Origin of the sequence: Massilia sp. Leaf139 (assembly GCF_001424165.1) — a bacterium.
Taxonomy (GTDB): domain Bacteria; phylum Pseudomonadota; class Gammaproteobacteria; order Burkholderiales; family Burkholderiaceae_D; genus Telluria.
The window spans coordinates 241932-267640 of record NZ_LMOJ01000001.1 but is presented as its reverse complement, the minus strand read 5'-3'; the positions used below and the strand labels follow the sequence as shown (position 1 = coordinate 267640).

Sequence of the window (25709 nt, the reverse complement as noted above, 5' to 3'; positions counted from 1 at the left end):
CTCATTTTTTTGGGAAAGTGAGATCCGGGACGGCTCGCCACTCGGGTGGGACATCGGGGAGCACGAATTGGTTGCAGTCGTGCCCGGGCGGCATGTACATTTTCTGGTACTGATAGTGGGTAGCGATCCGCTTCACCATCTTGCCGATATCGGGCAGAAAATCCGGGTTCGATTTCAGGTCGGCCGTGGCCATCGTGAAGTGCGAGAAGTCGACGTAGAAGGTCGAGTTCGAGATCTGGGGCGGCAGCCGGTCGGGGTGCTGGGTCATGATGACCGGGATGATCAGGTGGCTGGGCAGCGTGTACCACTTGCTGCGCTCGGCCTCGATCAGGCGCATCGCCTCGTATTCGCGGCGGGTGTAGGCGTGGGCTTCGTACTTCGGCGTATAGATGAGCACCATGCACACGCTCTCGCACATCGCGCGCGCGATCTTCGCGTCGAGGTCGTCCCCGCCGCCGAGCTGCTCGGTGTCGACGAACAGTTCTTCCTCGGTGTCGAAATAGGGTTCGAGATAGCAGTGCAGCGCGTCGGCCAGTGCCGTTTTAAAACGCTGCATCAAGGCGTGCTTGCCGTGCGCGTAGCTGAAGAAGCAGCCATACCGAATCGCCATTGCCATTCCTCCAGTCAAGACGCCCCGCCTCGCAGACGCATCCACCACTCTAGCGCCCCGCCCCCTCATCATTTTGCGGACGCACAAACGCGTCCTCGTCACGGGGCATAATCCCGGAACCACCGTTCACTGAGGCATAATCGGATTCGATTCAATAAGCAAAACCAACAAAGGAGATGTCATGCAAGCGATCGTATGCAAGGAATGGGGCCCGCCGGATAGTCTCGAACTGCAGGAACTGGCCGACCTGGTGCCGGGCCCGGGCCAGGTGGTGGTCGATGTGCGCGCGGCCGGGGTGAATTTCCCCGACGTGCTGACGGTGCAGGGCAAGTACCAGGTCAAGCCGCCGCTGCCCTTCACGCCCGGCAACGAATTCGCCGGCGTGGTGCGCGCCCTTGGCGAAGGCGTGCGCGGTGTGAAGGTCGGCGACAGCGTGATCGGCTTCACCCAGACCGGCGCCTTTGCCCAGCAGGCGCTGGCGCCCGCAGCAAGCCTGATGCCGATGCCGCCCGGAATGGACTTCGACACCGCCGCCGCGATCACCCTCACCTACGGCACCTCGCACCAAGCGGTGGTCGACCGCGGCCAGCTCAAGGCGGGCGAGACGATGCTGGTGCTGGGCGCGGCAGGGGGCGTCGGCCTGGCGGCGATCGAGATCGGCAAGGCCCTGGGCGCGCGCGTGATCGCGGCCGCTTCCAGCCCCGAAAAGCTGGAGGTATGCCGTGCGCACGGCGCCGATGTCCTGATCGACTACACCAAGGAAGACCTGCGCGAGGCACTGAAGGCGGCCACCGAAGGCAAAGGCCCGGACGTAATCTACGATCCGGTCGGCGGCCCCTACAGCGAACCGGCGCTACGCTCGATCGCCTACCGCGGCCGCCATCTCGTCATCGGCTTCGCCGCCGGCGACATCCCGAAGCTGCCGTGGAATTTGATGCTCCTAAAAAGCGCCTCGGTGGTCGGGGTCTTCTGGGGCGACTTCGCACGGCGCGAGCCGCAGAAGAACCTGGCGGCGATGCGCGAGATGCTGGGCTGGATGGCGGAGGGTAAATTGAAGCCGCTGGTGTCGAAGCGCTACGCGCTGGGCGAAACGGCGCAGGCGCTGAACGACATGGCGGCGCGCAAGGTGACGGGGAAAGTAGTGATCGTGCCGTAACCCGTAGGGTGGGCGCCCCGAGCCCACCGGGACGCTGGCGCGACGCGAACGTTTGGTGGGCACGGGGCGCCCACCCTACGGACTTATGCCACCGGCGGCTTGAAGAAGGCGATGACTTCTTCCTGCACCCGCGTCCGCTTGAACGGCGGCAGGCTTTGCCAGATGCGGCGACCGTAGGGCTTGCTGATCAGGCGCGGGTCGCAGATCATCAGCACGCCGCGGTCGTCCACGTCGCGGATCAGGCGGCCGGCGCCCTGCTTCAGGGTGATGATCGCTTCCGGCAATTGATGGTGCATGAAGCCGTTCATGCCCTGCTTCTCCATCACCTCGATGCGCGCCGCCAGCACCGGGTCGTCCGGCGGGGCGAAAGGCAGCTTGTCGATGATGACGAGCGAGAGTGCCTCGCCGCGTACGTCGACGCCTTCCCAGAAACTCTGGCTGCCGACCAGCACGGCATTGCCGGCATTGCGGAACGAATCGAGCAGTTCGGTGCGGCCGCGTTCGCCCTGCACGAACAGAGGGAAGTCCAGGCCGCGCTCGGCGAATTCCGTGCGCAGGCGTTCGGCGACGCGGTTCACGGCGCGGATCGTCGTGCACAGGAAGAAGGTGCGCCCGCCCGCCGCCTCGATCACCGGCAGCGCGCAATCGACCACGGCGTCCGTGTAGCCCATCGAGTTCGGCTCCGGCAAGCCGGTCGGCACGTACAGCACGCCCTGCTCGCCATAGTTGAACGGGCTCGGCCAGGTACGCGCCGGCTCGCCCGTTAGCCCCATCTGGTCGGCGAAATGCTTGAAGTCGTTCTTCACCGCCAGCGTCGCCGAGGTGAAAATCCAGCTGCGCTTCGTGCCTTCGCGCTGGCTCTGGAAGATCGGTGCGATCGACAGCGGCGTCTTGTGCAGCTGCAGCGAGGAATTGAAGGCCTCGACCCACAGCACGGCCTGTTCGCCCTCCGGCACTTTCGCTTTCGGATCGGCGCGCCAAGCATCGTAGGCCGCCTTCAGCTCGACCGCGCGGACGCGGCAGGCTTCCAGGGTTTCGGCGCGTTCGGCCTGCTCTTCCAGCACGTCGATCAGGCCGTCGAGCTCGTCCTTCAGGGTCTGCAGGGCCGGGAAGAAATTCGAGGTCGGCGGCACTTGCGGCAGCGACAGGCGCGTGCCGCCTTCCGGGAAAGTCAGGCGCAAATCGCGCGCGGCCTTCTCGACCACGGTGACGACCTTGGCCCAGTCGGGGCCGCGCGCATGGGCCAGGCCTTCGGCCAGCACGTCGCGGCACAGTTCCAGCACTTGCGAGGTCGAGACCGACTGGCCGAAGAACAGGGTCGCCGTGTCGGGCAGCTGGTGCGCTTCGTCGAAGATGACGGTGTTGGCCGAGGGCAGCAGCTCGGCCACGCCCGTGTCCTTCAACGCCACGTCGGCGAAGAACAGGTGATGGTTGACCACGACCACGTCCGCCTGCTGGGCTTCGCGGCGCGCTTTCATGACGAAGCAGTCCTGGTAGTACTGGCACTCGGCGCCCATGCAGGTGTCGCGCGTCGAGGTCACCAGGTTCCACACCGAGGCGTTTTCCGGCACCTTGGCCAGTTCCGCCTTGTCGCCCGAGTTCGTCATCTTGATGAAACGGGAGATTTCGCGCAGGTGGCCGACGTCGTCGCGCGAGGTCAGGCGCCCGTTCTGCAGCGTGCGCTCGAGGTGGAAGTGGCAGACGTAGTTCGAGCGGCCCTTCAGCAGGGCTACCGACACCGGCGCCTTGAGCGCCTGGCGGATGGTCGGGATATCGCGCAGGAACAACTGATCCTGCAAGTTCTTGGTACCGGTCGAGACGATGGTCTTGCCGCCCCAGAGCAGGGCCGGCACCAGATAGGCGAAGGTCTTGCCGGTACCGGTGCCGGCCTCGGCCATGAGCACTTTCTGGCCATCGATTGCGGTGGCGATGGCCTTGGCCATTTCGGTCTGCGAGGTGCGCGGCTTGAAGGTGCCGACGGCGGGCGCGAGCGGGCCGCCGAAGCCGAACAGGCGGTCGAGCTCGGCGTCGTACTTGCCGGCGGGCTCCTGGTTGGGTTCGTCGGCAGGCAGGTCGGCGCCGGCGGCGCCGGGCACGGGAAGATGATCGGTCAAAATGAACAGTAAATGAATGCGGGAAGTGGAGGCCTCAGGCCGGCACGTCCGGCACGAGTTGCATTTTCAGCAGGGTGATATGGTCTTTCAGCTGCAGTTTACGCTTTTTCAGGCGGCGCAGCTGGAGCTGGTCGGCATGACCGTCCGCGGTCAGCATGGCAATGACTGCGTCCAGGTCGCGGTGCTCGACGTCGAGTTCAATAATGCGGCGCTGGATGTCTTGGACATCGGTCATGATGGCGGTTCCAATTGAGTTTTTCAACAGGCGGGGCGGTGGCACGGTGCAGGCGGCGCCGGGCCGGATCGCGCTGCGTCGTCCTTGCGGCTTGCAACACGGAGGCTTCTCGGTGCATAGTTTAATCTACCATGAGGTTGCCGCCAACAAAGATTGGCTCCTGAGCCACGGAAAGCATCAAAGTTTATGAATCTCTTCAAGATCGAAGCGGGAACCGCGCAACACATCGGCAACCGTCCGCGGCAAAACGACCGGGTCGCCCTGCTCACCGGCGCGCGCGCCCCAGGCCACGTGCTGGCCGTGCTGTCCGACGGCCTCAACGGCCCGGCCGGCGCCGACCAGGTGCTGCATACGGCCAAGCAGGTCTTCGACAGCTTCAAGCCGGGCGACACCCCGAACCCGGAGCGGCTGGTGCAACTGCTGCGCGAGATCGTGCAGGAGACCCACCTCGTCATCAAGATGAATGCCGTCACCACCGGCGAGGAAGCCCACGCCAGCTTCGTGGGGCTACTGCTCTCGCCGCACGGCGAGGCGGTCTGGGCGCATGTGGGCGACTCGCGCCTCTACCGATTCGAGAACGGCGAGCCGAAGCTGCGCACGGACGACAGCGCCTATATCGAGCACCTGGTCGGCACCGACAAGCTGGCCCTGGAAGCGGCGCGCAACCACCGCCGCTCGAAGCTGCTGCTCAACGTGCTCGGAAATAGCCGCAAGGAACCTTTCGTTACCGTCGGCTGGCAGATGGGGATGGCGCCGGGCGACCAGTTCCTGCTCTGCTCGGACGGCCTGTGGCATTTCTTTACCGATGCGGAACTGGGCGCGGCGCTGGCGCGCTCGACGCCGCGCCAGGCGTCGGAGATGTTGATCGGCAAGGCGGCCGAGCGCTCGCAAGGCAAGGGCGGGAATTGCTCGATGGCGATCGTGAAACTGGTGAAAGCGCTGCCGGAAGGCGCCGGCGTTTTCGGAGCGCCAACGCGGGCTTAAACGTCAGCGGCGGCATCGACGCCATCGGCGTCAATGCCCTCTCCGCTTTACTTTGCCGGCGCCGCCTTTTGCGCGGCGGCCGCCTTGTCCTTCTCGGCCTGTTCGGCGGCGCGCTTGGCCGCGCGTTCGGTCTTGCGCTGGGCGACTTCGCGCTGGCGTTCTTCCGACTTGCGGCGTCGCTCCTCGAAGGCGGCGGCGTTCGCGGCGCGGGTGGCGGCATTCGCCGGTTCGGCCGCGGCTTCCTGGGCGGCGCGCGCGTTGCGCTTGGCGATGCGATCCGGCACCGTCGACTTGCGAGGCGGCGGCACCGGCGCGATGACCTTCGGCGGCGTGCTCGGCTGGGCGGCCGCCGCCGCTTCCTCGGCCTGGAACTTCGCTTCCGCTTCGGCCAATGCCTTGTCGCGCTCTTCGACCTTGTTCTTGCGAATGAAGTATTCGGCTTCGACCTCGATCGCGCGCTGGGCGGCGAGCGCCACGCGGCGCCGTTCGCGGGCTTCGTCGAGACAGTTATTCACGAAGAATTTGTCGTAGCAGACGATCTCGCGCTCGGTAAAACGCGCTTCGATCGCGGCGCGTTCGAGCGCCACCGCGGCCAGGCGCTCGTCGGCCTGGGCCACCGAGGTGGTCGGCGCCACCGCCGTGGCGACGGCGGCCGGACGCTGCCCGGCGCAGGCGGCCAGCAGGCTGGCCAGGACTAGGGCGCCGCCATGGCGCAACATCGACTGTGCTCTGGTCATCTTCTTCCTTGTTCTTGTTTGGGCTGATTGCACTCAAGCGATGGCGTCGGCCGCCCCGCGCCGTTCGGCGAGCATGTACTCGCGCGACTGCATCTCGATGATACGCGAGACGGTGCGGTGGAATTCGTTCGCCAGCATACCCTGGGTGTAGAGCAGTTCCGGCTCGACCGCCGCCGACATGATCAGCTTGACCTTGTGGTCGTAGAACACGTCGATCAGCCAGGTAAAGCGGCGCGCCTCCGACGACTGTCCCGCCGACATGGCCGGAATGCCGGACAGGATCACGGTATGGAAGCGCGTCGCCAGCTCCAGGTAGTCGTTCTGCGAGCGCGGGCCGCCGCACAGGGTCGCGAAGTCGAACCAGATCACCCCGCCCGCATGGCGCAGGGCACGGATCTCGCGGTTCTCGATGTGGACGATCGGGCTTTCGTCGGCGGTGTCGGCGACTTTCGCATACGCTTCGCGCAGCGCGTGATCGGAGGCGGCATTGAGCGGCGTGTAATAGGCTTGCACCTGCTCCAGGGCGCGCTTGCGGTAGTCGTTGCCGGCGTCGACGTTCAGGATGTCGAGCTTTTCCTTCAGCAGCGCGATGGTGGGCAGCATGCGGTCGCGGTGCAGCCCGTCCGGGTACAGCGTCGAGGGCTCGTAGTTCGAGGTCATGACGAAGCTGACGCCGTTGTTGAACAGGGCCGTCAGCAGGTTGTACAGGATCATCGCGTCGGCGATGTCGGAGACGTGGAATTCGTCGAAGCAGATCAGGCGGTACTTCTTGGCGATACGCTTCGCCACTTCGTCGAGCGGATCGGCCACGCCCTTGAGTTCGTCGAGCTGGCCGTGTACGGCGCGCATGAATTCGTGGAAGTGCAGGCGCGTCTTGCGCACCACGGGGACGACGGAATAGAAGCTGTCCATCAGGAAGGACTTGCCGCGCCCGACGCCGCCCCACATGTAGACGCCGCGCGGCACGTCCGGACGGTTGAGTAGACGCTTGAAAGCGGACGACCGCTGGGCCTTGTAGTCGACCCAGTCGTCGTACGCCTGCTGGAGGCGGTCGACCGCGGCCTGCTGGGCCGGATCGCTCTTGAAGCCGCGCTCGGTGAGGGCGTGCTGGTAGTACTCTTGGACGTTCATGTAGTGCAATCGTTAAAGTAGGGTGGGCGCCCCGTGCCCACGCGGGAAGTAGCGCAGCGTTGACGCCGCTTCCGCGTGGGCACAGGGCGCCCACCCTACAAGGCTATGTCGATGCGAGCGTTTTAGAAATTCAGCGAACGCTTGTCCACCGCCAGTGCCGCTTCCTTCACGGCTTCCGACAGCGACGGGTGCGCGTGGCAGATGCGGGCGATGTCTTCCGACGAGGCCTTGAACTCCATCGCGACGACGGCTTCCGAGATCAGTTCCGATGCGACCGGGCCGACGATGTGCACGCCCAGGATTTCATCGGTCGTGGCATCGGCCAGGAATTTCACCATGCCCGAGGTGTCGCCCAGCGCGCGCGCACGGCCGTTGGCCATGAACGGGAAGGTGCCGGCCTTGTACGCCACGCCTTCGGCCTTGAGCTGCTGCTCGGTCTTGCCGACCCACGCGATTTCCGGCGAGGTGTAGATCACCCATGGAATCGTGTTGAAGTTGACGTGGCCGTGCTGGCCGGCGATGCGCTCGGCGACGGCAACGCCCTCTTCCTCGGCCTTGTGCGCCAGCATCGGGCCGCGCACGACGTCGCCCACCGCCCACACGCCCGGCAGGCTGGTGCGGCATTCATCGTCGACGATCACGAAACCGCGCTCGTCCAGCGGCAGGCCGACGGACTCGCCGTTCAGGCCGATCGTGTTCGGTACGCGGCCGATCGAGATGATCAGGCGGTCGAAGGTGGCGGTCTGTTCGGCGCCGGTCGAGTCGGCGTACTGCACCGTGACGTCGTTCTCGCCCTTGGTGATGGCGCCGATCTTGCAGCCCAGGTTGATCTTCAGACCCTGCTTGACGAAGAGCTTGTGCGCTTCCTTGGCGATCTGCTCGTCGACCGCGCCCAGGAAGGTCGGCAGGCCTTCCAGCACGGTGACGTCGGCACCGACGCGGCGCCACACCGAACCCATTTCCAGGCCGATGACGCCGGCGCCGATCACGCCCAGCTTCGACGGAACCGCGTCGATGGCCAGTGCGCCGGTGTTCGACAGGATCAGCTTCTCGTCGAATTCCGCGCCCGGCAGCTGGCGTGCGTTCGAACCGGTGGCAACGACGACGTTCTTGGCCGTCAGCGTGTCGGTGGTCGGGCCGGTCACGTTGATGGTGTAGCCGCCTTCGGCCTTGCCGGCGAAGGCGCCGCGGCCGTGGAAGAAGGTGACCTTGTTCTTCTTGAACAGGTACAGGATGCCGTCGTTGTTCGCCTTGACGACCGAATCCTTACGCTTGAGCATCTGCGGCAGGTTCAGTTCCAGACCCGACACGTTGATGCCGTGCTCGGCGAAGGCGTGGCCGGCGTGCTCGAAGTGTTCCGACGACTGCAGCAGCGCTTTCGACGGGATGCAGCCGACGTTGGTGCAGGTGCCGCCCGGGGCAGGCTTGCCGGCGGCATTGCTCCACTCGTCGATGCAAGCGGTCTTGAAGCCCAGCTGGGCTGCGCGGATGGCGGCGATGTAGCCGCCAGGACCGCCGCCGATGACGACGACGTCGAATTGTTTTTCGTTACTCATGAATGATTCCTTATTTATTCTTCTGGGACAAAAATCCACATCAGCAGATAAACCAGGGCGCCGAACCCGGAGGTGAGGATGGTGAACACGGTGAAGACCAGGCGCCAGATCCAGGTGTCGAGACCCAGGGTACCGGCCAGTCCGCCGCACACCCCGCCCAGCCAGCGATCCGCGCGCGACCTGCGCAGCGACGAGAAGTCGCCGGCGCCGCGCCGCGTGTCGAAGCCATAGCCGCCCGCAGCACCGCCGCCATCCTTGTCGAGGCTGACTCGCTCGCCCGGACTGGCGCCGGCCAGGACTTTCGCCTTGGCCCGTTCGAATTCCTCGGTAGTCAACGCACCCGCCTGGTGCAGTTCGTGCAGGCGCCGGATTTCATCGGAGATCATGGTCGTGCTCCCAATGTTGAGAACCTCTCCCACCTGGGACAGGTTCCAGTGGACGCGCCGCGAAATGGGCGCGTCCACTCCCTGAGATGACTTCTACAGCCGAAAATACAAGCTGTTTACCGTGGATTACAGATCCAGCAGCAGGCGTGCCGGATCTTCCAGCGCATCCTTCATGGCGACCAGGCCCAGCACGGCTTCGCGGCCGTCGATGATGCGGTGGTCGTAGGACATCGCCAGGTAGTTCATCGGACGGATGACGATCTGGCCGTTCTCGACGACGGCGCGGTCCTTGGTCGCGTGCACGCCCAGGATGGCCGACTGCGGCGGGTTGATGATCGGGGTCGACAGCATCGAGCCGAAGGTGCCGCCGTTCGAGATCGAGAAGGTACCGCCCGACAGGTCTTCCAGGGTCAGCTTGCCTTCTTTTGCCTTCTGGCCGAATTCGCCGATCTTCTTCTCGATCTCGGCGATCGACATCTGGTCGGCGTTGCGCAGGATCGGCACCACCAGGCCGCGCGGCGAACCGACGGCGATACCGATGTCGAAGTAGCCGTGGTAGACGATGTCGTTACCGTCGACCGAGGCGTTCAGGATCGGGTACTTCTTCAGTGCGGCAACAGCGGCCTTGACGAAGAAGGACATGAAGCCCAGCTTGACGCCGTGCTCTTTCTCGAACTTGTCCTTGTACTTGGCGCGCAGATCCATCACCGGCGCCATATTGACTTCGTTGAAGGTCGTCAGGATGGCGTTGGTCGACTGCGATTGCAGCAGGCGCTCGGCGATACGGGCGCGCAGGCGGCTCATCGGCACGCGCTCTTCCGGACGGTCGCCCAGTTGCGCGACCGGTGCGGCCACTTGCTGGAGGGCTGGCTTCGGTGCGGCCGGCGCAGCTGCTGGCGCTGGTGCGGCGGCCGGCTTGTTGGCCACTGCGCTCAGGGCGTCGCCCTTGGTGACGCGGCCGTCGCGGCCCGAGCCGTCGATGCCGGCGGCGCTCATGTTGTTGTCGGCCAGGATCTTGGCGGCGGCCGGCATGGCCACGCCCGAGTGCGAACCGCCGGTAGCGGCTGGCGCGGCGGCAGGCGCAGCCTGGATCGGCGCGTTCGGCGCGGCCGACGGGATCGCCTTGACTTCCAGCGGGCTGGTCTGGGCCGATGCTTCGGTATCGATGATGGCGATGACTTCGCCGGCGACGACGGTGGCGCCGTCGGCTTTCAGCAGTTGCACGATCACGCCTGCGCTTGGCGCCGGCAGCTCAAGGACCACCTTGTCGGTTTCGATGTCGATCATGTTTTCGTCGCGCGTGACCGGCTCGCCGACTTTCTTGTGCCACGACAGCAGGGTTGCTTCAGCGACCGATTCCGACAGTTGGGGAACCTTGACTTCGATTTGTGCCATGTAAAACTCCGTTTGATTATTTTGTGCTGTCTGCGAAAACGCCCGGCCAGTCTTGGGGCCGGCCGGGCGTGGACGATATTACTTAGTCAGGATGAAGCCTTTGAGCTTCGAGAACGCCGTGTCGAGCAATTCCTTCTGCTGCGCCACGTGCTTGTCCGAGTAGCCGACGGCAGGTGCTGCCGAAGCCGGGCGACCGGCGTAGGCCAGGCGCTGACCTTCGTCCATGTTTTCGAAGATGTTGTGCTGGATCTGGAACCACGGGCCCTGGTTCTGCGGCTCGTCCTGTGCCCACACCACTTCGGTCGCGTTGCTGAACTTCTTCAATTCGGCGGCGAACGACTTGTGCGGGAACGGGTACATCTGTTCCATGCGGATGATCGCGACATCGCTCACGCCGCGCGTCTTGCGGGCGCCGACCAGGTCGTAGTACACCTTGCCCGAGCAGACGATCACGCGCTTGACCTTCGAGGCTTCGATCTTGTCGTCGGTTTCGCCGATGACGGTCTGGAAGGCACCCTTGGCCAGGTCGGTCAGCGGCGAACCGGCGTCCTTGTTGCGCAGCAGCGACTTCGGCGTGAAGATGACCAGCGGCTTGCGGAACTGGCGCACCATCTGGCGGCGCAGCAGGTGGAAGATCTGCGCGGCCGTGGTCGGCTGCACGACTTGCATGTTGTTGTCCGCGCACAGTTGCAGGAAGCGCTCGATACGGCCCGACGAGTGTTCCGGGCCCTGGCCTTCGTAGCCGTGCGGCAGCATCATGACCAGGCCCGAGGCGCGGCCCCACTTCACTTCGCCCGAAGCGATGAACTGGTCGATGACGACCTGGGCGCCGTTGACGAAGTCGCCGAACTGGGCTTCCCAGATGGTCAGCGTGTTCGGTTCCGCGGTCGAGTAGCCATACTCGAAGCCGAGCACCGCTTCTTCCGACAGCACCGAGTCGATGACCGTGAACTGCGCCTGGTTTTCCGACACGTTGGCCAGCGGCAGGTAGATGCCCTGATCCCAGCGCTCGCGGTTCTGGTCGTGCAGCACGGCGTGGCGGTGGACAAACGTGCCGCGGCCGGCATCCTGGCCCGACAGGCGAATCGCGTAGCCCGAGGACAGCAGCGACGCGAAGCCCAGGTGTTCCCCCATGCCCCAGTCGAGGTTCATCTCGCCGCGGCCCATGGCGGCGCGGTCGGCCAGCACTTTTTCGACCAGCGAGTGCGGTTTGAAGCCTTCAGGCACCTTGGTGATGCGTTCGGCCAGGCGCTTCAGTTCGGTCATCGGCACGGCGGTATCGGCCGCGTCAGTCCACTTCTTGTTCAGGAACGGCGCCCAGTCGACGGCGAACTGGTTCTTGAAGTTGGTCAGCACCGGATCGACCGTGTGCTTGCCCGCGTCCATCGCGTCGCGGTAGGCGGCGACCAGCTTGTCGCCTTCGTCGGCGGCCACGGTGCCCTGCGTCGACAGCTTTTCCGCGTACAGCTTGCGGGTGCCTGGGTGCTTGGCGATCTTCTTGTACATCAGCGGCTGGGTCAGCGCAGGCGTGTCCTGCTCGTTGTGGCCCAGTTTGCGGTAGCAGATGATGTCGACGACGACGTCCTTGCCGAACTCGACGCGGTAATCCAGCGCAATTTGCGTAGCAAGAACGACGGCTTCAGGATCGTCGGCGTTCACGTGGAAGACCGGCGCTTCGATCATTTTCACGACGTCCGAGCAGTACAGCGTCGAACGGGCGTCGCGCGGGTCGGAGGTGGTGAAGCCGATCTGGTTGTTGATGACGATGTGCACCGTGCCGCCCGTGCCGTAGCCGCGGGTCTGCGCCAGGTTCAGGGTTTCCATGACCACGCCCTGGCCGGCGAACGCGGCGTCGCCGTGCACCAGGATCGGCAGCACTTCCTTGCCCTTGCGGTCGCCGCGGCGTTCCATGCGCGCCTTGACCGAGCCTTCGACGACCGGATTCACGATTTCCAGGTGCGATGGGTTGAAGGCCAGCGACAGGTGCACCGGGCCGCCCGGGGTCGAGACGTCGCTCGAGAAGCCCTGGTGGTACTTCACGTCGCCCGACGGCAGGTCGTCGGCGTGCTTGCCTTCGAATTCTTCGAACAGGTCGGCCGGGCTCTTGCCCAGGGTGTTGACCAGGACGTTCAGGCGGCCGCGGTGGGCCATGCCGATGACGATTTCCTGGATGCCCTTTTCACCGGCGCGCTGGATGGTTTCGTCCATCGAGGCGATGAAGGACTCGCCGCCTTCGAGCGAGAAGCGCTTGGCGCCGACGTATTTGGTGTGGAGGTAGCGCTCCAGGCCTTCGGCGGCCGTCAGGCGCTCGAGGATGTGGCGCTTCTTCTCGGCCGAGAAGGTCGGGGTCGAACGGATCGACTCGAGGCGCTCCTGGATCCAGCGCTTTTCGGTCGGGTCGCTGACGTACATGAACTCCGCGCCGATCGAGCGGGTGTAGGTGTCGCGCAGCATTTGCAGCAAGTCGCGCAGGGATGCGTCTTCGCCGCCGAAATAGGTGTTCGAGATGTTGAACTTGGTGTCGAGGTCGGCATCGGTGAAGCCGTAGAACGACGGATCGAGTTCCGGGATCGACGGGCGCTCCTGGCGCTGCAGCGGATCGAGGTTGGCCCAGCGCGAACCGAGGTAGCGGTAGGCGGCGACCAGCTGGGTGACGGCGACGCGCTTGCGTGCCATTTCCGGATCGGCTTCGCCGGCGCTGGCGGTGACGGTGCGGATCGCGCCCTGCTTGGCGCGCTCGGCGAAGGAGGCGATGACCGAGGAGTGGATCACGTCAGGACGGCTGCTGCCGTCGACGGCAGGCACGTTCTGCATGCTGTCGAAATAGGCGCGCCAGTTGTCGGGCACCGAGCCTGGATTGTTCAGGTAGGCTTCGTATAACTCTTCCACATACGGCGCATTACCGCCGAACAGGTACGAGTTAGCAAATTGTTGTTGCATCATTCTTGCTCACCTTTTCTTCGCGCTTCGCGAGTTTGGCGGGTTAATCTAACCTTCCGCGACACGGCCTGACCGGTTAGCGGATCGCACTACTACTCAGTTGTGGGGGGAAGGACAGATGGGGTCTTCATCAACCTACTGCGCGTCGGCTGGCCGGCTTGCGATGCTCGCCGTACTCAAGTACGGCTGTGCTTCTCAGCCAGCCATCCTTCCGCTCGCTACGGTTTCTGAAGACCCCATGTTATTGAGCAAATCACCTGACTTACCGCAATATCGGGGGCTATTGTAACGCAACATACGGCACGCATAAGGGGTGAACCAAATTTTGTTGACCGTCTAAATGATAATAGTTATCATTTGCGTTGTGTACTCAACAGGAAGCTTGCATGTCTGTCCAGAACCCGCCGCGTACGGCCCACTCCGCTCCTAGCGCCCTGCCCGGCGCGCGGCGCTCGATGTGGCTCAAGACGCTGCACCAGTGGCACTGGATCAGCTCGGCCATCTGCCTGACCGCAATGTTGCTTTTTAGCATCACCGGCTTCACCCTGAACCACGCGGCGCAAATCGAATCGAAACCGCAGGTCACGCGCACCAAGGCCGAAGTGCCGGCCTCCCTGCTGCCGGTGCTGCGCAGCTATGCCGAGAAGCATGTCGACGGCGAGGCGCCGGTGCCGACCCAGCTGGCCGAATGGGCCAAGGACGCCTTCCCGGTCGACCTGCGCGGGCGCACCGCGGAATGGAGCGAGGAAGACGCCTATGTCGCCCTGCCCCGCCCGGGCGGCGACGCCTGGCTGCGCGTCAGCCTCGACGGCCAGGCCGAATACGAAGTCACCAGCCGCGGCGCCATCTCCTGGCTCAACGATTTACATAAAGGCCGCAATACCGGCCCGGTGTGGAGCTGGTTCATCGACATCTTCGCGTTTGCCTGTCTGGTGTTCTGCATCACCGGTTTCCTCATCATGAAGATCCATGCGGCCAACCGGCCCTCAACCTGGCCCGTGATCGGCTTCGGCATCGTGCTGCCGGCCGTACTCGCCATTCTCTTTATTCACTGAATCGTCTACCTCTCTATATAGAAGGCATTGCATGAAACTGTCCTCCTCGCTGGCACTGAGCCTACCGCTGACCCTGCCGCTGATGTCCGGCGGCGCCGTGGCCGCCGACCTCTCGGTGAAGTTCGAACTGCCGCAGCTGAACGTGGCCGAGTACCACAAGCCGTATGTCGCGATGTGGATCGAAAAGGGCGACGGCGCCGTCGCCTCGACCCTGGCCGTGCTCTACGACGTCAAGAAGAAGGACAATGCCGGCGAGAAGTGGGTGAAGGACATGCGCACCTGGTGGAGAAAAGCCGGCCGCGAAGCCCAATTACCGATCGACGGCGTCTCGGGCGCGACGCGCGCCGCCGGCACCCACACGATGAGCTTCGGCCCGGCGCGTACCGGCATCGACAAGCTGCCGGCCGGCGACTACAAGCTGGTCGTGGAAGCGGCGCGCGAAGCGGGCGGACGCGAACTGGTGCGCGTGCCCTTCACGCTGCCGGCCAAGGGCAAGGTCGCGGCAACCGCCAACGGCAAGGAAGAACTCGGCGCAGTCTCCCTCAACATTCAATAAGAAAGCGGCATCATGGAAAATTCATTCGTCAAACATGGTGTTTTGGCCCTGATCCTGGCCGCCACCGCCGGCGCCGCCAGCGCGCACCGTCCCTGGATGCTGCCGACCTCGACAATTGTCGAAGACAAGGGCTGGGTCACGATCGACGGCGCCGTCTCGGAAGGCCTGTTCGACATCGACCACATGCCGCTGCGCATGGACGGCCTCACCGTCACCGCCCCAGACGGCAGCACCGCGCCAGCCCCGGCCGCCGTGATGGGCAAGATGCGCTCCTCGGTCGACCTGCCGCTGCCCCAGGAAGGCACCTACCGCATCGCGCTCGTCAGCAACAACGCGATGGGCAGCTACAAGGTCGGCAATGAGGTGAAACGCTTCCGCGGCAGCGAGGCCGATTTCGCCAAGCAGGTGCCGGCCGGCGCCACCGAGGTGCGCAAGACGCTCACCCACCAGCGTATCGAAACCTTCGTCACCTCCAAGAAAGCCAGCGACGGCGCCCTCAAGCCGACCAACGCCGGCCTGGAAATGGTGCCGCTGACCCATCCGAACGACCTGCGCGCCAACGAGACCATGCGCGTGCGCTTCCTGCTCGACGGCAAACCGCTGCCGAACCTGCCCTTCAGCCTGGTGCCGGGCGGCGTGCGCTACCGCGGCGTGGCCGGCGAAATCCGCCTGACCACCGATGCCAAGGGCGAGGCCAGCTTCACGCTGCCGGCCGCGAACATGTACTGGATGAACGCGGCCTACCCGCCGAATCCGGGCAAGGGTCCCGGCCCGGACAACGGCCCGGCCGAAACCCGCCGCTACGCCTACACGGCCACGCTCGAAGCCCTGCCGGAGTAAGCGGCTCTTGCAACACTCGGTGCTCGTTCCGCTGTCTATCGATCCTGCCGTCGTCCCCGACGGCAGCGTGCTGCACGACGCCTCCGGCGCGACGATGGGGACGAGCTGGTCGGCGCGCCTGCTGCTGCCGCCCGGCGTGCGTAGCCAGCTCGGGCTGCAGCTGCAGGCGGAACTCGACGGCATCAATACCGAGATGAGCCACTGGGATCCGGACTCCGTCCTCGGCCGCTACAACCGCGCTCCTGCCGGCAGCTGGCATGCGCTGCCGCCGCGTTTCGTCGCCGTGCTGGACTATGCGCTGCAGGTGGCGCAAGACAGCGGCGGCGCCTACGATCCTTTTGCCGGCGCGCTCGTGAACCTGTGGGGCTTCGGGCCCGAGCGGCGCTACAACCAGCCCGGCTTTTATACCCCCGCGCCGGATGCGGTGCGCGCAGTGCTGGCGCAACGCGCGGCGCTCGATCCCACTTTCGACCGTGAAGGCGGCCGCCTGCTGCAGCCGGGCGGCGCGCTGCTCGATTTCTCTTCGATCGCCAAGGGCTATGCCGTCGACCGCCTGGCCTGGTGCCTGGAACGGCACGGCATCCGTCACTACCTGGTCGAGATCGGCGGCGAGCTGCGCGGCGCCGGCATGAAGCCGGACGGCCAGCCCTGGTGGGTCACGCTCGAAGGCGTGCCCGGCATCGACAGCGCGCCGACCGTCGCCGCCCTGCATGGCCTGGCGATCGCCACCTCAGGCGACTACCGCCGCTATTTCGAGCATGGCGGCCTGCGCGCCTCGCACACGCTCGATCCGCGCAGCGGCTATCCGGTCGCCAACGAGGTCGCCTCCTGCACCGTGCTGCACGAAACCTGCATGGCGGCCGACGCCCTCTCGACCACGATCACCGTGCTCGGCCTTGACGCCGGCCTGGCCTTTGCCGAGGAACGCGGCCTGGCCGCGCGCCTGCTGCTGCGCCGCCCCGGCGCCCTCGAAGAAAACACGACCAGCGCCTACCGCGCCATGCTGCAATGATGACCATCGATCCCGTGCGCTGGAGCGGCGCCCTGTTCCTGATCCTGGCCTGGGGCGGCCTGTGCGCGGCGATGCTGCGCCGTCCTTCCGTGGCTGCTGCCACCGGCGTGGCTGATTGGCTGGTGGTCTACGCCAGCCAGACCGGCAACGCCGAATACCTGGCGCAGCAGACGGCAAGCACCCTGTCGCTTGGGGGCCTGTCGGCGCGCGCCCTGTGCATCTCGCAGCTCGACGCCGCCACCCTGTCCGGCGCCACGCGCGCCCTCTTCATCGCAAGTACCTATGGCGAAGGCGATTCGCCCGACGCCGCCGCGCGCTTCGCCGGCGTGACGATGGCCGATGCGCCAGATCTCTTTGCCTTGCATTACGCCGTGCTGGCACTGGGCGACAGCAGCTACACCAATTACTGCGGCTTCGGCCGCGCCTTGGATGCCTGGCTGGCCGCGCGCGGCGCCACCGCCCTGTTCGGCCGCATCGAAGTCGACCGCGGCGACGCCGAGGCCATCGGCGCCTGGCAGCACCAGCTGAGCCACCTGGCCGGCACCAGCGACATGCCGGACTGGGAAGCGCCGGCCTACGGCCAATGGCGCATCCTCGAGCGCACCCAGCTCAACGAAGGCAGCGCCGGCGCGCCCCTGTACCGGATCGCGCTGATCCCGGCCGAGGGCGCCTTGCCCGATTGGGAAGCGGGCGACCTGGTGCAGGTCTGCGCGCCGAGCGACCCGGATCTGCCGCGCGAATACTCGATCGCCTCGGTTCCGGCCGAGGGCCGCATCGAATTACTGGTGCGCCTGCAGCACCACGCCGACGGCAGCCTGGGCGCCGCCTCCGGCTGGCTGTGCCGCGAAGCGACGGGTCGCGACGCCGTTCATCTGCGCGTGCGCACCCATGCGCGCTTCCGCCTGGGCGAGAACGCCGCGCGGCCCCTGATCTTGATCGGCAACGGCACTGGCCTGGCCGGCCTGCGCGCCCACTTGAAGGCGCGCATCGACGCCGGCATGCACGACAACTGGCTGGTGTTCGGCGAGCGCAATGCGCGTCTCGACTTCCTCTGCCGCGACGAACTTGAACGCTGGCGCGACAGCGGCCGCCTGGCCCGCCTCGACGCCGTCTTCTCGCGCGACGGCGCCACGCCACGCTATGTGCAGCACCTGCTGGCCGAGCAAGGCGAGCTTGTACGCGGCTGGATCGCCCGCGGCGCCGCGATCTATGTCTGCGGCAGCCTGCAAGGCATGGCGAGCGGCGTGCACGAGGCGCTGGCGTCTGCGCTCGGGCCGGAGGCGCTCGACGAGCTGGCGGCACAGGGGCGCTATCGGCGCGACGTGTACTGAGTGTGCGTGACTACGCATGCCGCACGCATGCACGATTCTTGAGCGCAACTGCAATCTTGATATAAATCAAGCACTTGCCGGCTGAGCGCGGCAGTGCCGCACAGTGTTATCCACAATTTCTGTGCAAAACTTTTTGACTTGCTGGCTGACCGGCCAACGATCTCTTACTTCGTACGGTTGCGTCCGTAGGGTGGGCACCCCGTGCCCACGCGGTCGTGCTCGTGCATTGGTACATCGTCGCCGTGAAGCCGCGGACGCCCCCATCCCAATTCATCGCGGCAATCGGCGAGCATCCCTTGCGCCGCGTGTGCGCATATGCCGTACCGCGTGGGCTCGGAGAGCCCACCCTACGATACCCACCGACTTCAATTGAACGCGAATGATAACAATTCTCATTTACAAAACGCAAAACGCTCACTAGAATGCTGGTCAGTTCAACAAGAAGCGCCCGCGCCAAACGGGTGTCCTCCAACGAGAGAAAAACAGGATGACCATGCAATCGATCAAAAGCCGCAAGCACGCCACCAGCCGTTTCAACCAGCACATGAGCGCCGCCCTGGCGACCATGCTGCTGCCGCTCGCGGCGCAGGCAGCGGATACCAGCACCCCACCCGCACTCGACGACGCCGCCAGCGCGCCCGTCTCCAAGGTCGAAGTCGTCGGCAGAACCGAGAATGACTTCAAGGCCGAGCGTGCGAGCTCGCCGAAGTACACGGAAAAGCTGGTCGACACGGCCCAGTCGGTGCAGGTCATCAAGAAGGAACTGATCGAGCAGCAAGGCGCCCTTACCCTCACCGAAGCACTGCGCAACACGCCCGGCGTCGGTGCCTTCTTCCTCGGCGAGAACGGCAACACGAATACCGGCGACGCCATCTTCATGCGCGGCTTCGATACCTCGGGCAGCATCTTCGTCGACGGCGTACGCGACGTCGGCTCGGTCTCGCGCGACGTCTTCAACCTGGAACAGATCGACGTCGTGAAGGGCCCGGCCGGCACCGACAACGGCCGCGGCGCGCCGACCGGCTCGGTCAACCTGGTGACGAAGAAAGCGCACATGGCCGATGCCATCTCCGGCTCGGTCACCGGCGGCAGCGCCTCGCAGAAGCGCCTCACGGTCGACGCCAACAAGGTCTTGAACGCCGAGCGCGGCATCGCCCTGCGCCTGAACGCGATGGGCCAGGATTCCGGCGACGCCGCGCGCGACGTCGTCAAGGACAAGCGCTGGGCCATCGCGCCGAGCCTGGGCTTCGGCCTGAACGGCCCGACGCGCGTGGTGCTGGACTACCTGCACGTCGACCAGGACAACATCCCGGATGGCGGCGTGCCGACGATCGGCCTGCCCGGCTACTCCAGCCCCGACCGCACCCGTCCGCAGATCGGCAATGCGCCGACCGTCGACCCGCAGAACTTCTACGGCTCCAACGCCGACTACGACAAGATCAAGGCCGACATGGCGACCGTGCGCATCGAGCACGACTTCGCGCCCGGCTTCAAGCTGCATAACATTTCGCGCTATGGCCGCACCAGCCAGGACTACCTGCTCTCCGCCTTCATGGGCACGGCGGCCAACATCGGCACCACGCCGGCCACGCTGAACGACCCTGCATCCTGGACGCTGGTGCGCAACACCCGCACTGTCAAGGATCAGCAGAACAAGATCATCACCAACCAGACCGCGCTGACCTCCCAGTTCGACACCGGTTCGCTGCGCCACACGCTGGTGACGGGCCTGGAGCTGACCAGCGAAAGCCAGATCACCTACGGCCTCACTGGCCTGGGCACGGTCGGTATCGACGGCCGCACCAGCCTGTACAACCCGGATCCGGGCGCGCCGCTGATCGGCTACGCGCCACGCCGCACCGGCGCCTACAACGACGCCACCGTCGACACGCAAAGCCTGTACGCCTTCGACACCATCAAGATCGGCGAGCACTGGATCATCAACGGCGGCCTGCGCGCCGACCACTTCAGCGGCGACTACACCGTGGTGGCCGCGCCGACGGCAACCGTCGGTCCGGTCGCCACCCACTTCAAGGTCGGCGACACCTTCGTCAACGGCAAGCTGTCGGTGCTCTACAAGCCGACCGCCAACAGCAGCGTGTATGCGATGGCCGCCAGCTCCAAGCAGCCGCCGGGTTCGAGCTTCACGGTGTCGGGCAACCTCAACAGCGCGCAGAACCCGATCTACGATCCGCAGGAAACGATGACCACGGAACTGGGCGGCAAGCTCGACCTCTTCAAGCAGAAGCTGTCGCTGTCGGCCGCACTGTTCCGCACCGAGGTGAAGAACGAAGTCGAGCAGGATCCGGTCGACCTCAAGTACTACCAGACCGGCAAGAAGCGCGTGCAGGGCGTCGAGCTGGGCATGGTCGGCGAAGTGGCGCGCAACTGGCTGGTCAGCGCCGGCTACCTGTACATGGACACCAGCGTCGAAGCAGGCAAGGTCATCACCGCCGGCGGCGAGAACGCCCTGACCTACACGCCGAAAAGCTCGTTCACGCTGTGGACGTCCTACGACCTGCCCTTCGGCCTGAAGGTCGGCGGCGGCGCGCGCTTCTCCGACCGCCTGCTGCGCGGCACCGACGGCGCCATCGGCACCCCGGCCTATGCCGATTCCTACTGGGTGTTCGACGCGATGGCCTCGTATGCCGTCACCCCGAACCTCGACATCCGCCTGAACGTCTACAACGTCGGCGACGAGCGCTATGTCGCGGCGATCAACAAGAGCGGCTACCGCTACACGCCGGGCACGCCGCGTTCGGCCAGCCTGACCGCGAATCTCCGCTTCTGATCTGCGCTCCTGATTTGCGCTGATCATCAGCGCCACAGTTCTGCTCCTCCAGCAGCGCATCGGCTTCAAAGCACGCCCTTCGCCTCGCGGTGACGGGCGTCTTTTTTTTCGTCTTCCGGGACGAGGCTTGGCCTAGAATGGCATGCCACCACCACCCATGCACACCTCTTGAAGATATCGATCGGCCTTCGCCTGTTTGCCTCCGTCCTGCTGGCCATCCTGGCGGTGGCGGCGAGCGCCGTCTGGCTGCTGCGCCAGAACGTGCTCGAGGGCTTCGGCGACTATGCCGTCCAGATCGAACTCGATCGCCTGGAAGAACTGTCGAACGCACTCGCGCGCCGCCATGCCCGCCACGGCGGCTGGGATTTCATTCCGGCCGACGGCAGGCGCGACTGGATCGCACGCGAACTGGCGCGCCTGCAGGCCGAGCGCGAGGCGCGCGCAGTCGCAGTGGCGCCCGCGCCAGCGGCACCGGTTGCGCCGGCACCGGCCCTGCCCGCGCCGCCCGCCGCGCCCGCTCCGCCGGCGCCACCGGCTCCGCCCTTGCCGCCGCTGCCGCCGCTGCCCTTGCCTTCACTGCGCGCGATCCCCGTCGACGCCGAGCCGGGCGACGCGCCCCTGCAGTCGCGCATCACCCTGTTCGATGCCGCCGGCAAGTTCGTCGCCGGCCGCCCGCCCGGCACGCTGCCGCTGGCGCGGCGCCCGATCCTGTTCGAAGGCCGCACCATCGGCTACCTCGCCGTGGCGCGCACGGCGCGGCCGACCGACGCCCTCGCCTATGCCTTCCTGCAGCAGCTGGGCGCCAGCCTGTGGCCGATCGCCGCCGCAGGCATGCTGCTCAGCGCCCTGGTCGCGACCCTGCTCGCCCTGCACTTCCGGCGTCCGATCGGCCGCCTGGCCACTGGCGCGCGCCTGCTGGCCGACGGACGCTTCGAGACCCGCCTTGAAGAAAACCGCAGCGACGAGCTGGGCGAACTGTCCGGCCATTTCAATGCGCTGGCAGCGCGCCTGCAGGGCGCCGAGGAGGCGCGCCGCCAGTGGGTAGCCGATACCTCGCACGAGCTGCGCACGCCGCTGGCCGTCCTGCGCGCCCAGCTGGAGGCGGTGCAGGATGGCGTACGCAGCGCCGACCCGCCGCAAGTGGCGGCCATGCTGCGCCAGGTGCTGGCGCTCTCGAAACTGATCGACGAACTGTATGCGCTGGCGCGCGCGGACGTCGGCGCCCTCGACTTGCGGCGCGAGCCGGCCGACCTGTGGCAGCTGGCCTGCGACGAGGCCGAGGCTTTCGGCGAACGCCTGCGCACGGCGGGCCTGACGCTTGACATTGCCGCCGCGCCGCCGCGCGCGACCGTCCTGCTCGACCCAGACCGCATGCGCCAGGTGCTGTGCAACCTGTTCGAAAACAGCCTGCGTTACACGAGCGCGCCGGGGCGCGTGCTGCTCTCGGCGCGCGCGGACGGCGGACGGTTCGCATTGACCGTCGACGACAGCGCGCCCGGCGTGCCCGACACCGCCCTGGCGCGCCTGGGCGAACGCTTCTACCGTGTCGACGCCTCGCGCAGCCGCGCCGGCGGCGGCGCCGGCCTCGGCCTCGCGCTGTGCCGGCGCCTGGTCGAGGCGCAAGGCGGCCAGCTCGAATTCGCGCACGCGCCGACGGGCGGCCTGCGCGTCACCCTCGGTTTTCCGCTCGCATGAACACCATTTACATCGTCGAGGACGAACCCGAACTGGCGGCCCTGGTGGCCGACTACCTGCGCGCGGCCGGCTTTGTGCCCACGGTGTTCGGCGACGGCGCCGCGGCGCTGGCCGCGATCCGCGCCGCGCCGCCCGCCCTGGTCGTGCTCGACCTGATGCTGCCCGGCCTCGACGGCCTGGCGCTGTGCCGCGAGGTACGCAGCTTTTCCGAGGTGCCGGTCGTGATGACGACCGCGCGCGTCGAGGAGATCGACCGCCTGCTGGGACTGGAACTGGGCGCCGACGACTACCTCTGCAAACCCTTCAGCCCGCGCGAACTGGTGGCGCGCGTGAAAGCGATCCTGCGCCGCGCGGGCGTGCCGGCGGCGCCGTTGGCCATCGATGCCAGAGCACGCCGCGCCAGACTGCGCGGGCAGGCGCTGGAATTGACGCCGACGGAATTTGCCCTGCTGGCCGCGCTCGCGCGCCGACCGGGCCAGGTGCTGTCGCGCGCCCAGCTGCTGGCGCAGGCGCACCAGGACAAGCTCGAGGTGACGGATCGCGCCGTTGACAGCCACATCAAGAACTTGCGCCGCAAGATCGCGCTGGCGACGCCGGAGTACGAGCCGATTCGCTCGATTTACGGACTCGGTTACCGGTTCGAGCCGTAGCGCCTCCATTCTTTCTCCACATTCGCGGCGGATGATGCGTCATGTCGGCGCCAGCTTGGGCGCCTCACCATCAGGAGAACGACATGCATGCTCGCTTCATCTTTTTCGCCGCCCTGCTGATCGGCGCCGGCGCCGCCGACGTGGCCGCCCAGGAGAGGACGTCTTCCTACGTCGCGCCGCCGGCCCCGCCTGCGCCACCGGCGCCACCGGCGCCGCCGATGCCATCCGATCTTCCCGCGCCGCCGGCCCCACCCGCGCCGCCGCCGCCAGCGGCCATTCCGGCGCCGCCGCCGCTGCCCGAGGTACCGGCCGAGGCCCACGCCGCCTGCGCCGGCAAGACCGACGGCAGCCGCCTGCGCTTCACGCCCGGCCCGGGCGAAACCATGAGCGGCCTGTGCAAACGGGTCGACGGCCGCATGGCGTTCCAGCTGCGCAGCTACAGGAAAGACAGCTGAGGGAAGCGCAGTTTCTCAGCGCCAGTTCCTCAGTGCCAGTTTCTCAGTGCCAGTTCTGGTCCGGCTGCATGTTCAGCCGGTGCGCCGCATCGACCACGTCCTGCAATTCGACCGGGTCGCTATAGGGATCCTCGTCCAGCCGGGTGACCCGGTTCAGCTCCTTCTGCCAGCGGCGCAGCTCGTCGACATAGCCCTGATCGGGCACCCGCCGCAAGTCGCCGCTCGGTTCGCCAACTTGCTCGACCAGGTCGCAGATGCCGTTGTGCAGCCACTCGCCCGTGTGCCAGTCCGGCATGTCCACCGCGGGGAACAGGCAGATGCCCTGCAGATCCATGCCGAGCCGCACGGCAGCCAGCGCTTCGCCCATCACGTCGCGCAGCCACTCCGCGCGGCCGCGGCCGAAGCCGCTGGTCTCGCCGATGATCATCGGCCGGCGGTAGCGCTCCCACACCGTGCGCAGCATGTCGCACAGGGGCGCGATGCGCTCGTCGCCGGGCGCCAAGGCCGCGTGCGGCCCGCTCTCGCGGTACTCCATCTGGCCGAAGGAATAGTTGTTGGCGCCGACGATATCGAGGATCTCGGGTGACCCGCCGAATTCGGGATGGGCGCGGCCGCAGATGATGTCCCAGGCCAGGAAGGTGTCGACTTCGGTCTCGTGGCGCGCGGCCTCGATCTGGTCGGGACGGTCGCGCGGCGCCACCACCCGTACCAGCGGGTCGATGTGCACCATGCGCGCTTCCGGATCGACTTCGCGGATCGCCTTGACGCCGGCAATCGCGGCCCGGCACAGCGCCAGGCGCAGGCGCAGTCGGTCTTCGCGGCTGCAGCGGTAGGGCGCGGCCCAGGCCCACTCGCCGGCGCAAAAGGAGAAAAAGGTGATTTCGTTGATCGGTGTAAAAAAGTGCGGGCCGCGCACCTTCGGCAGCACGTATTCGGCGGCGGCGCGGCAGTAGGCGGCGAAACGCGCGGTGAAGGCATCGCTGAACGGATCGAGATCGTCCGGGTAGCCGTAGTGGCAGAGATCCCAGATCGGGCTGACCTTCGCCGCGTTCATGGCGTCGATGTAGGGATCGAGCATGGCAAAGTCGTACGCGCCGCCGCGGTCTACCAACGGCCAGGGAATCCCTTCGCGCGCGACGGCGATGCCGAGGCCGGCCAGCATCCGGTAGTCCTCGGCGGCGTGCCGGTCGTGCCCGGTTTCCGCGACCAGGTTACGCCGCACCCTGTCCTTCCAGAGGAAGTTCGAGCATTCGAAGCCGGACAGAAAGAATGTAGGGAATATCCCAGGATGCCTTGCCATGCGATCCTCCTCTCGAGAGCCAGGCAAGCATACTCCTCTCCCGAATATGCCTGTGTTTGTTACGAGCGCGCGGGGCTGGTGCGTATCGGACGGCATCTTGTTAGCAAAATGATTAGAATCGGCCCCATCAGCGTATGTTCAATGGGGCGGTCATGTTCGATATGGATCTGGCGTGGTGGGAATTCATCGTGCGCGGGGCGGTCGTCTACCTGACGCTGCTCGTCATGGTGCGCCTGTCCGGCCGGCGCACGGTCGGCCAGTTCACGCCTTTCGATTTGCTGGTGGTGATGCTGCTGTCGGAGGCGGTCTCGAATTCCCTGTCCGGCGGCGACGATTCGGTGGGCGGCGGGCTGATCGTCGCGGCCACGCTGATCGTGCTGAACACGGCAGTGGCCATGCTTTCCACCTACAGCAAGCGCGCCTCGATCATGCTCGACGGCACCGCGGTGCTGATCGGGCGCGACGGCCAGTTCTTCGATAAAGTCGTCAAGCGCTGCCGCATCACCGAATCCGACCTGGAGCAGGCGCTGCGCGCAGCCGACTGTTCGCGTGCGGACATGCAATGCGCCTTCCTCGAGGCCGACGGCGAGATCACGATCCAGCAAAAGAAATAGGCGGCCTGGCCGTCGACATGATTCACCCTGGGGCGAATGCCCTGGAATCCGTATCACATTCCGCGCATTTTTTCGCTCGTTCCATTTCCCTGAGTGCTTATTGCTCAGCGGCTCCTGCCCATCCGTACCGTGTGGGACGTCGTCCATTCATGTGCTAATTTTTTCG

22 protein-coding genes are annotated in these 25709 nt (G+C 66.1%); 12 read left to right on the top strand and 10 right to left on the bottom strand.

Going from position 1 to position 25709, the window contains the following annotated elements; all coding sequences use genetic code 11:
- Window position 1: 1 nt before the first annotated feature.
- Entirely contained in the window at window positions 2–610 is a 609-nt protein-coding gene (locus tag ASF77_RS01185; RefSeq protein WP_056333200.1) for a toll/interleukin-1 receptor domain-containing protein, read from the bottom strand.
- A gap of 181 nt (window positions 611–791) precedes the next feature.
- Between ASF77_RS01185 and ASF77_RS01180 the strand changes: the two genes are divergently transcribed.
- Window positions 792–1766, top strand: coding sequence for an NADPH:quinone oxidoreductase family protein (locus tag ASF77_RS01180; protein ID WP_056333194.1), 975 nt, complete (start codon window positions 792–794; stop codon window positions 1764–1766).
- 83 nt (window positions 1767–1849) lie between these two features.
- Here the strand turns inward: ASF77_RS01180 and ASF77_RS01175 are convergent, their stop codons facing one another.
- Window positions 1850–3880: an ATP-dependent DNA helicase gene (locus tag ASF77_RS01175; RefSeq protein WP_056333190.1), complete on the bottom strand. Its 2031-nt coding sequence runs from the start codon at window positions 3878–3880 to the stop codon at window positions 1850–1852.
- 34 nt (window positions 3881–3914) lie between these two features.
- Window positions 3915–4115, bottom strand: a complete 201-nt coding sequence (locus ASF77_RS01170) for a YdcH family protein (protein ID WP_056333185.1) — start codon at window positions 4113–4115, stop codon at window positions 3915–3917.
- Window positions 4116–4301: 186 nt separating this feature from the next.
- Between ASF77_RS01170 and ASF77_RS01165 the strand changes: the two genes are divergently transcribed.
- Complete coding sequence (locus ASF77_RS01165; RefSeq protein ID WP_056333180.1) at window positions 4302–5099, top strand: PP2C family serine/threonine-protein phosphatase; 798 nt, start codon at window positions 4302–4304, stop codon at window positions 5097–5099.
- A 47-nt stretch (window positions 5100–5146) separates the two neighbouring features.
- Here the strand turns inward: ASF77_RS01165 and ASF77_RS01160 are convergent, their stop codons facing one another.
- The 6 genes from ASF77_RS01160 to ASF77_RS01135 form a co-directional block, all read right to left on the bottom strand.
- The gene (locus ASF77_RS01160; RefSeq protein ID WP_056333175.1) at window positions 5147–5836 is read right to left on the bottom strand and encodes a hypothetical protein; all 690 of its coding nucleotides are present in this window, start codon (window positions 5834–5836) and stop codon (window positions 5147–5149) included.
- Between the two features lie 33 nt (window positions 5837–5869).
- Window positions 5870–6967 carry a cell division protein ZapE gene (gene zapE, locus ASF77_RS01155; RefSeq protein WP_056333172.1) on the bottom strand — a complete coding sequence of 366 codons (1098 nt, stop codon included), beginning with the start codon at window positions 6965–6967 and terminating at the stop codon, window positions 5870–5872.
- 122 nt (window positions 6968–7089) lie between these two features.
- Window positions 7090–8523, bottom strand: coding sequence for a dihydrolipoyl dehydrogenase (gene lpdA / locus ASF77_RS01150; protein ID WP_056333166.1), 1434 nt, complete (start codon window positions 8521–8523; stop codon window positions 7090–7092).
- Between the two features lie 14 nt (window positions 8524–8537).
- Window positions 8538–8909 carry a PspC domain-containing protein gene (locus ASF77_RS01145; RefSeq protein WP_056333161.1) on the bottom strand — a complete coding sequence of 124 codons (372 nt, stop codon included), beginning with the start codon at window positions 8907–8909 and terminating at the stop codon, window positions 8538–8540.
- 126 nt (window positions 8910–9035) lie between these two features.
- Window positions 9036–10304 carry a 2-oxoglutarate dehydrogenase complex dihydrolipoyllysine-residue succinyltransferase gene (gene odhB, locus ASF77_RS01140; protein WP_056333156.1) on the bottom strand — a complete coding sequence of 423 codons (1269 nt, stop codon included), beginning with the start codon at window positions 10302–10304 and terminating at the stop codon, window positions 9036–9038.
- A gap of 78 nt (window positions 10305–10382) precedes the next feature.
- A complete protein-coding gene (locus ASF77_RS01135) occupies window positions 10383–13247 on the bottom strand; it encodes a 2-oxoglutarate dehydrogenase E1 component (RefSeq protein ID WP_056333151.1) in 2865 nt (954 codons plus the stop codon).
- Window positions 13248–13630: 383 nt separating this feature from the next.
- Between ASF77_RS01135 and ASF77_RS01130 the strand changes: the two genes are divergently transcribed.
- From ASF77_RS01130 to ASF77_RS24605, 9 genes are all read left to right on the top strand, one after another.
- Entirely contained in the window at window positions 13631–14299 is a 669-nt protein-coding gene (locus tag ASF77_RS01130; RefSeq protein WP_056333147.1) for a PepSY-associated TM helix domain-containing protein, read from the top strand.
- Between the two features lie 31 nt (window positions 14300–14330).
- Window positions 14331–14855 carry a DUF2271 domain-containing protein gene (locus ASF77_RS01125; RefSeq protein WP_056333143.1) on the top strand — a complete coding sequence of 175 codons (525 nt, stop codon included), beginning with the start codon at window positions 14331–14333 and terminating at the stop codon, window positions 14853–14855.
- 12 nt (window positions 14856–14867) lie between these two features.
- Window positions 14868–15695 carry a DUF4198 domain-containing protein gene (locus ASF77_RS01120; protein ID WP_056333138.1) on the top strand — a complete coding sequence of 276 codons (828 nt, stop codon included), beginning with the start codon at window positions 14868–14870 and terminating at the stop codon, window positions 15693–15695.
- A 7-nt stretch (window positions 15696–15702) separates the two neighbouring features.
- A complete protein-coding gene (locus ASF77_RS01115) occupies window positions 15703–16707 on the top strand; it encodes an FAD:protein FMN transferase (RefSeq protein ID WP_056333135.1) in 1005 nt (334 codons plus the stop codon).
- The gene (locus ASF77_RS01110; RefSeq protein WP_056333130.1) at window positions 16704–18038 is read left to right on the top strand and encodes a sulfite reductase subunit alpha; all 1335 of its coding nucleotides are present in this window, start codon (window positions 16704–16706) and stop codon (window positions 18036–18038) included. The genes ASF77_RS01115 and ASF77_RS01110 overlap by 4 nt, the downstream gene beginning before the upstream one ends.
- 493 nt (window positions 18039–18531) lie before the next feature.
- Window positions 18532–20829, top strand: a complete 2298-nt coding sequence (locus tag ASF77_RS01105) for a catecholate siderophore receptor Fiu (RefSeq protein WP_056336159.1) — start codon at window positions 18532–18534, stop codon at window positions 20827–20829.
- Window positions 20830–20997: 168 nt separating this feature from the next.
- A complete protein-coding gene (locus tag ASF77_RS23950; protein WP_056333126.1) occupies window positions 20998–22524 on the top strand; it encodes an ATP-binding protein in 1527 nt (508 codons plus the stop codon).
- Window positions 22521–23174, top strand: a complete 654-nt coding sequence (locus tag ASF77_RS01095) for a response regulator (RefSeq protein ID WP_056333122.1) — start codon at window positions 22521–22523, stop codon at window positions 23172–23174. Before ASF77_RS23950 ends, ASF77_RS01095 begins: the two co-directional genes overlap by 4 nt.
- An 83-nt stretch (window positions 23175–23257) precedes the next feature.
- Entirely contained in the window at window positions 23258–23629 is a 372-nt protein-coding gene (locus tag ASF77_RS24605) for a hypothetical protein (RefSeq protein WP_056333117.1), read from the top strand.
- 43 nt (window positions 23630–23672) lie between these two features.
- Here ASF77_RS24605 and ASF77_RS01085 read toward each other — a convergent pair whose 3' ends face one another.
- Complete coding sequence (locus ASF77_RS01085) at window positions 23673–24929, bottom strand: hypothetical protein (RefSeq protein WP_056333114.1); 1257 nt, start codon at window positions 24927–24929, stop codon at window positions 23673–23675.
- 152 nt (window positions 24930–25081) lie between these two features.
- On the opposite strand from ASF77_RS01085, the gene ASF77_RS01080 reads away from it, so the two are divergent.
- Window positions 25082–25543, top strand: a complete 462-nt coding sequence (locus tag ASF77_RS01080) for a DUF421 domain-containing protein (RefSeq protein WP_056336156.1) — start codon at window positions 25082–25084, stop codon at window positions 25541–25543.
- Window positions 25544–25709: the final 166 nt, after the last annotated feature.

What these genes read in the sequence shown, in the direction of transcription:
- ASF77_RS01180 (WP_056333194.1), top strand. Translation starts at nt 792, where the DNA reads ATGCAAGCGATCGTATGCAAGGAATGGGGCCCGCCGGATAGTCTCGAA.
- ASF77_RS01145 (WP_056333161.1), bottom strand. Translation starts at nt 8,909, where the DNA reads ATGATCTCCGATGAAATCCGGCGCCTGCACGAACTGCACCAGGCGGGT.
- ASF77_RS01105 (WP_056336159.1), top strand. Translation starts at nt 18,532, where the DNA reads ATGCAATCGATCAAAAGCCGCAAGCACGCCACCAGCCGTTTCAACCAG.
- ASF77_RS01080 (WP_056336156.1), top strand. Translation starts at nt 25,082, where the DNA reads ATGTTCGATATGGATCTGGCGTGGTGGGAATTCATCGTGCGCGGGGCG.
- odhB (WP_056333156.1), bottom strand. Translation starts at nt 10,304, where the DNA reads ATGGCACAAATCGAAGTCAAGGTTCCCCAACTGTCGGAATCGGTCGCT.
- ASF77_RS01135 (WP_056333151.1), bottom strand. Translation starts at nt 13,247, where the DNA reads ATGATGCAACAACAATTTGCTAACTCGTACCTGTTCGGCGGTAATGCG.
- ASF77_RS01120 (WP_056333138.1), top strand. Translation starts at nt 14,868, where the DNA reads ATGGAAAATTCATTCGTCAAACATGGTGTTTTGGCCCTGATCCTGGCC.
- ASF77_RS01110 (WP_056333130.1), top strand. Translation starts at nt 16,704, where the DNA reads ATGATGACCATCGATCCCGTGCGCTGGAGCGGCGCCCTGTTCCTGATC.
- ASF77_RS01160 (WP_056333175.1), bottom strand. Translation starts at nt 5,836, where the DNA reads ATGACCAGAGCACAGTCGATGTTGCGCCATGGCGGCGCCCTAGTCCTG.
- ASF77_RS01095 (WP_056333122.1), top strand. Translation starts at nt 22,521, where the DNA reads ATGAACACCATTTACATCGTCGAGGACGAACCCGAACTGGCGGCCCTG.
- ASF77_RS01130 (WP_056333147.1), top strand. Translation starts at nt 13,631, where the DNA reads ATGTCTGTCCAGAACCCGCCGCGTACGGCCCACTCCGCTCCTAGCGCC.
- ASF77_RS01085 (WP_056333114.1), bottom strand. Translation starts at nt 24,929, where the DNA reads ATGGCAAGGCATCCTGGGATATTCCCTACATTCTTTCTGTCCGGCTTC.
- lpdA (WP_056333166.1), bottom strand. Translation starts at nt 8,523, where the DNA reads ATGAGTAACGAAAAACAATTCGACGTCGTCGTCATCGGCGGCGGTCCT.
- ASF77_RS01170 (WP_056333185.1), bottom strand. Translation starts at nt 4,115, where the DNA reads ATGACCGATGTCCAAGACATCCAGCGCCGCATTATTGAACTCGACGTC.
- ASF77_RS01125 (WP_056333143.1), top strand. Translation starts at nt 14,331, where the DNA reads ATGAAACTGTCCTCCTCGCTGGCACTGAGCCTACCGCTGACCCTGCCG.
- ASF77_RS01165 (WP_056333180.1), top strand. Translation starts at nt 4,302, where the DNA reads ATGAATCTCTTCAAGATCGAAGCGGGAACCGCGCAACACATCGGCAAC.
- ASF77_RS24605 (WP_056333117.1), top strand. Translation starts at nt 23,258, where the DNA reads ATGCATGCTCGCTTCATCTTTTTCGCCGCCCTGCTGATCGGCGCCGGC.
- zapE (WP_056333172.1), bottom strand. Translation starts at nt 6,967, where the DNA reads ATGAACGTCCAAGAGTACTACCAGCACGCCCTCACCGAGCGCGGCTTC.
- ASF77_RS01185 (WP_056333200.1), bottom strand. Translation starts at nt 610, where the DNA reads ATGGCGATTCGGTATGGCTGCTTCTTCAGCTACGCGCACGGCAAGCAC.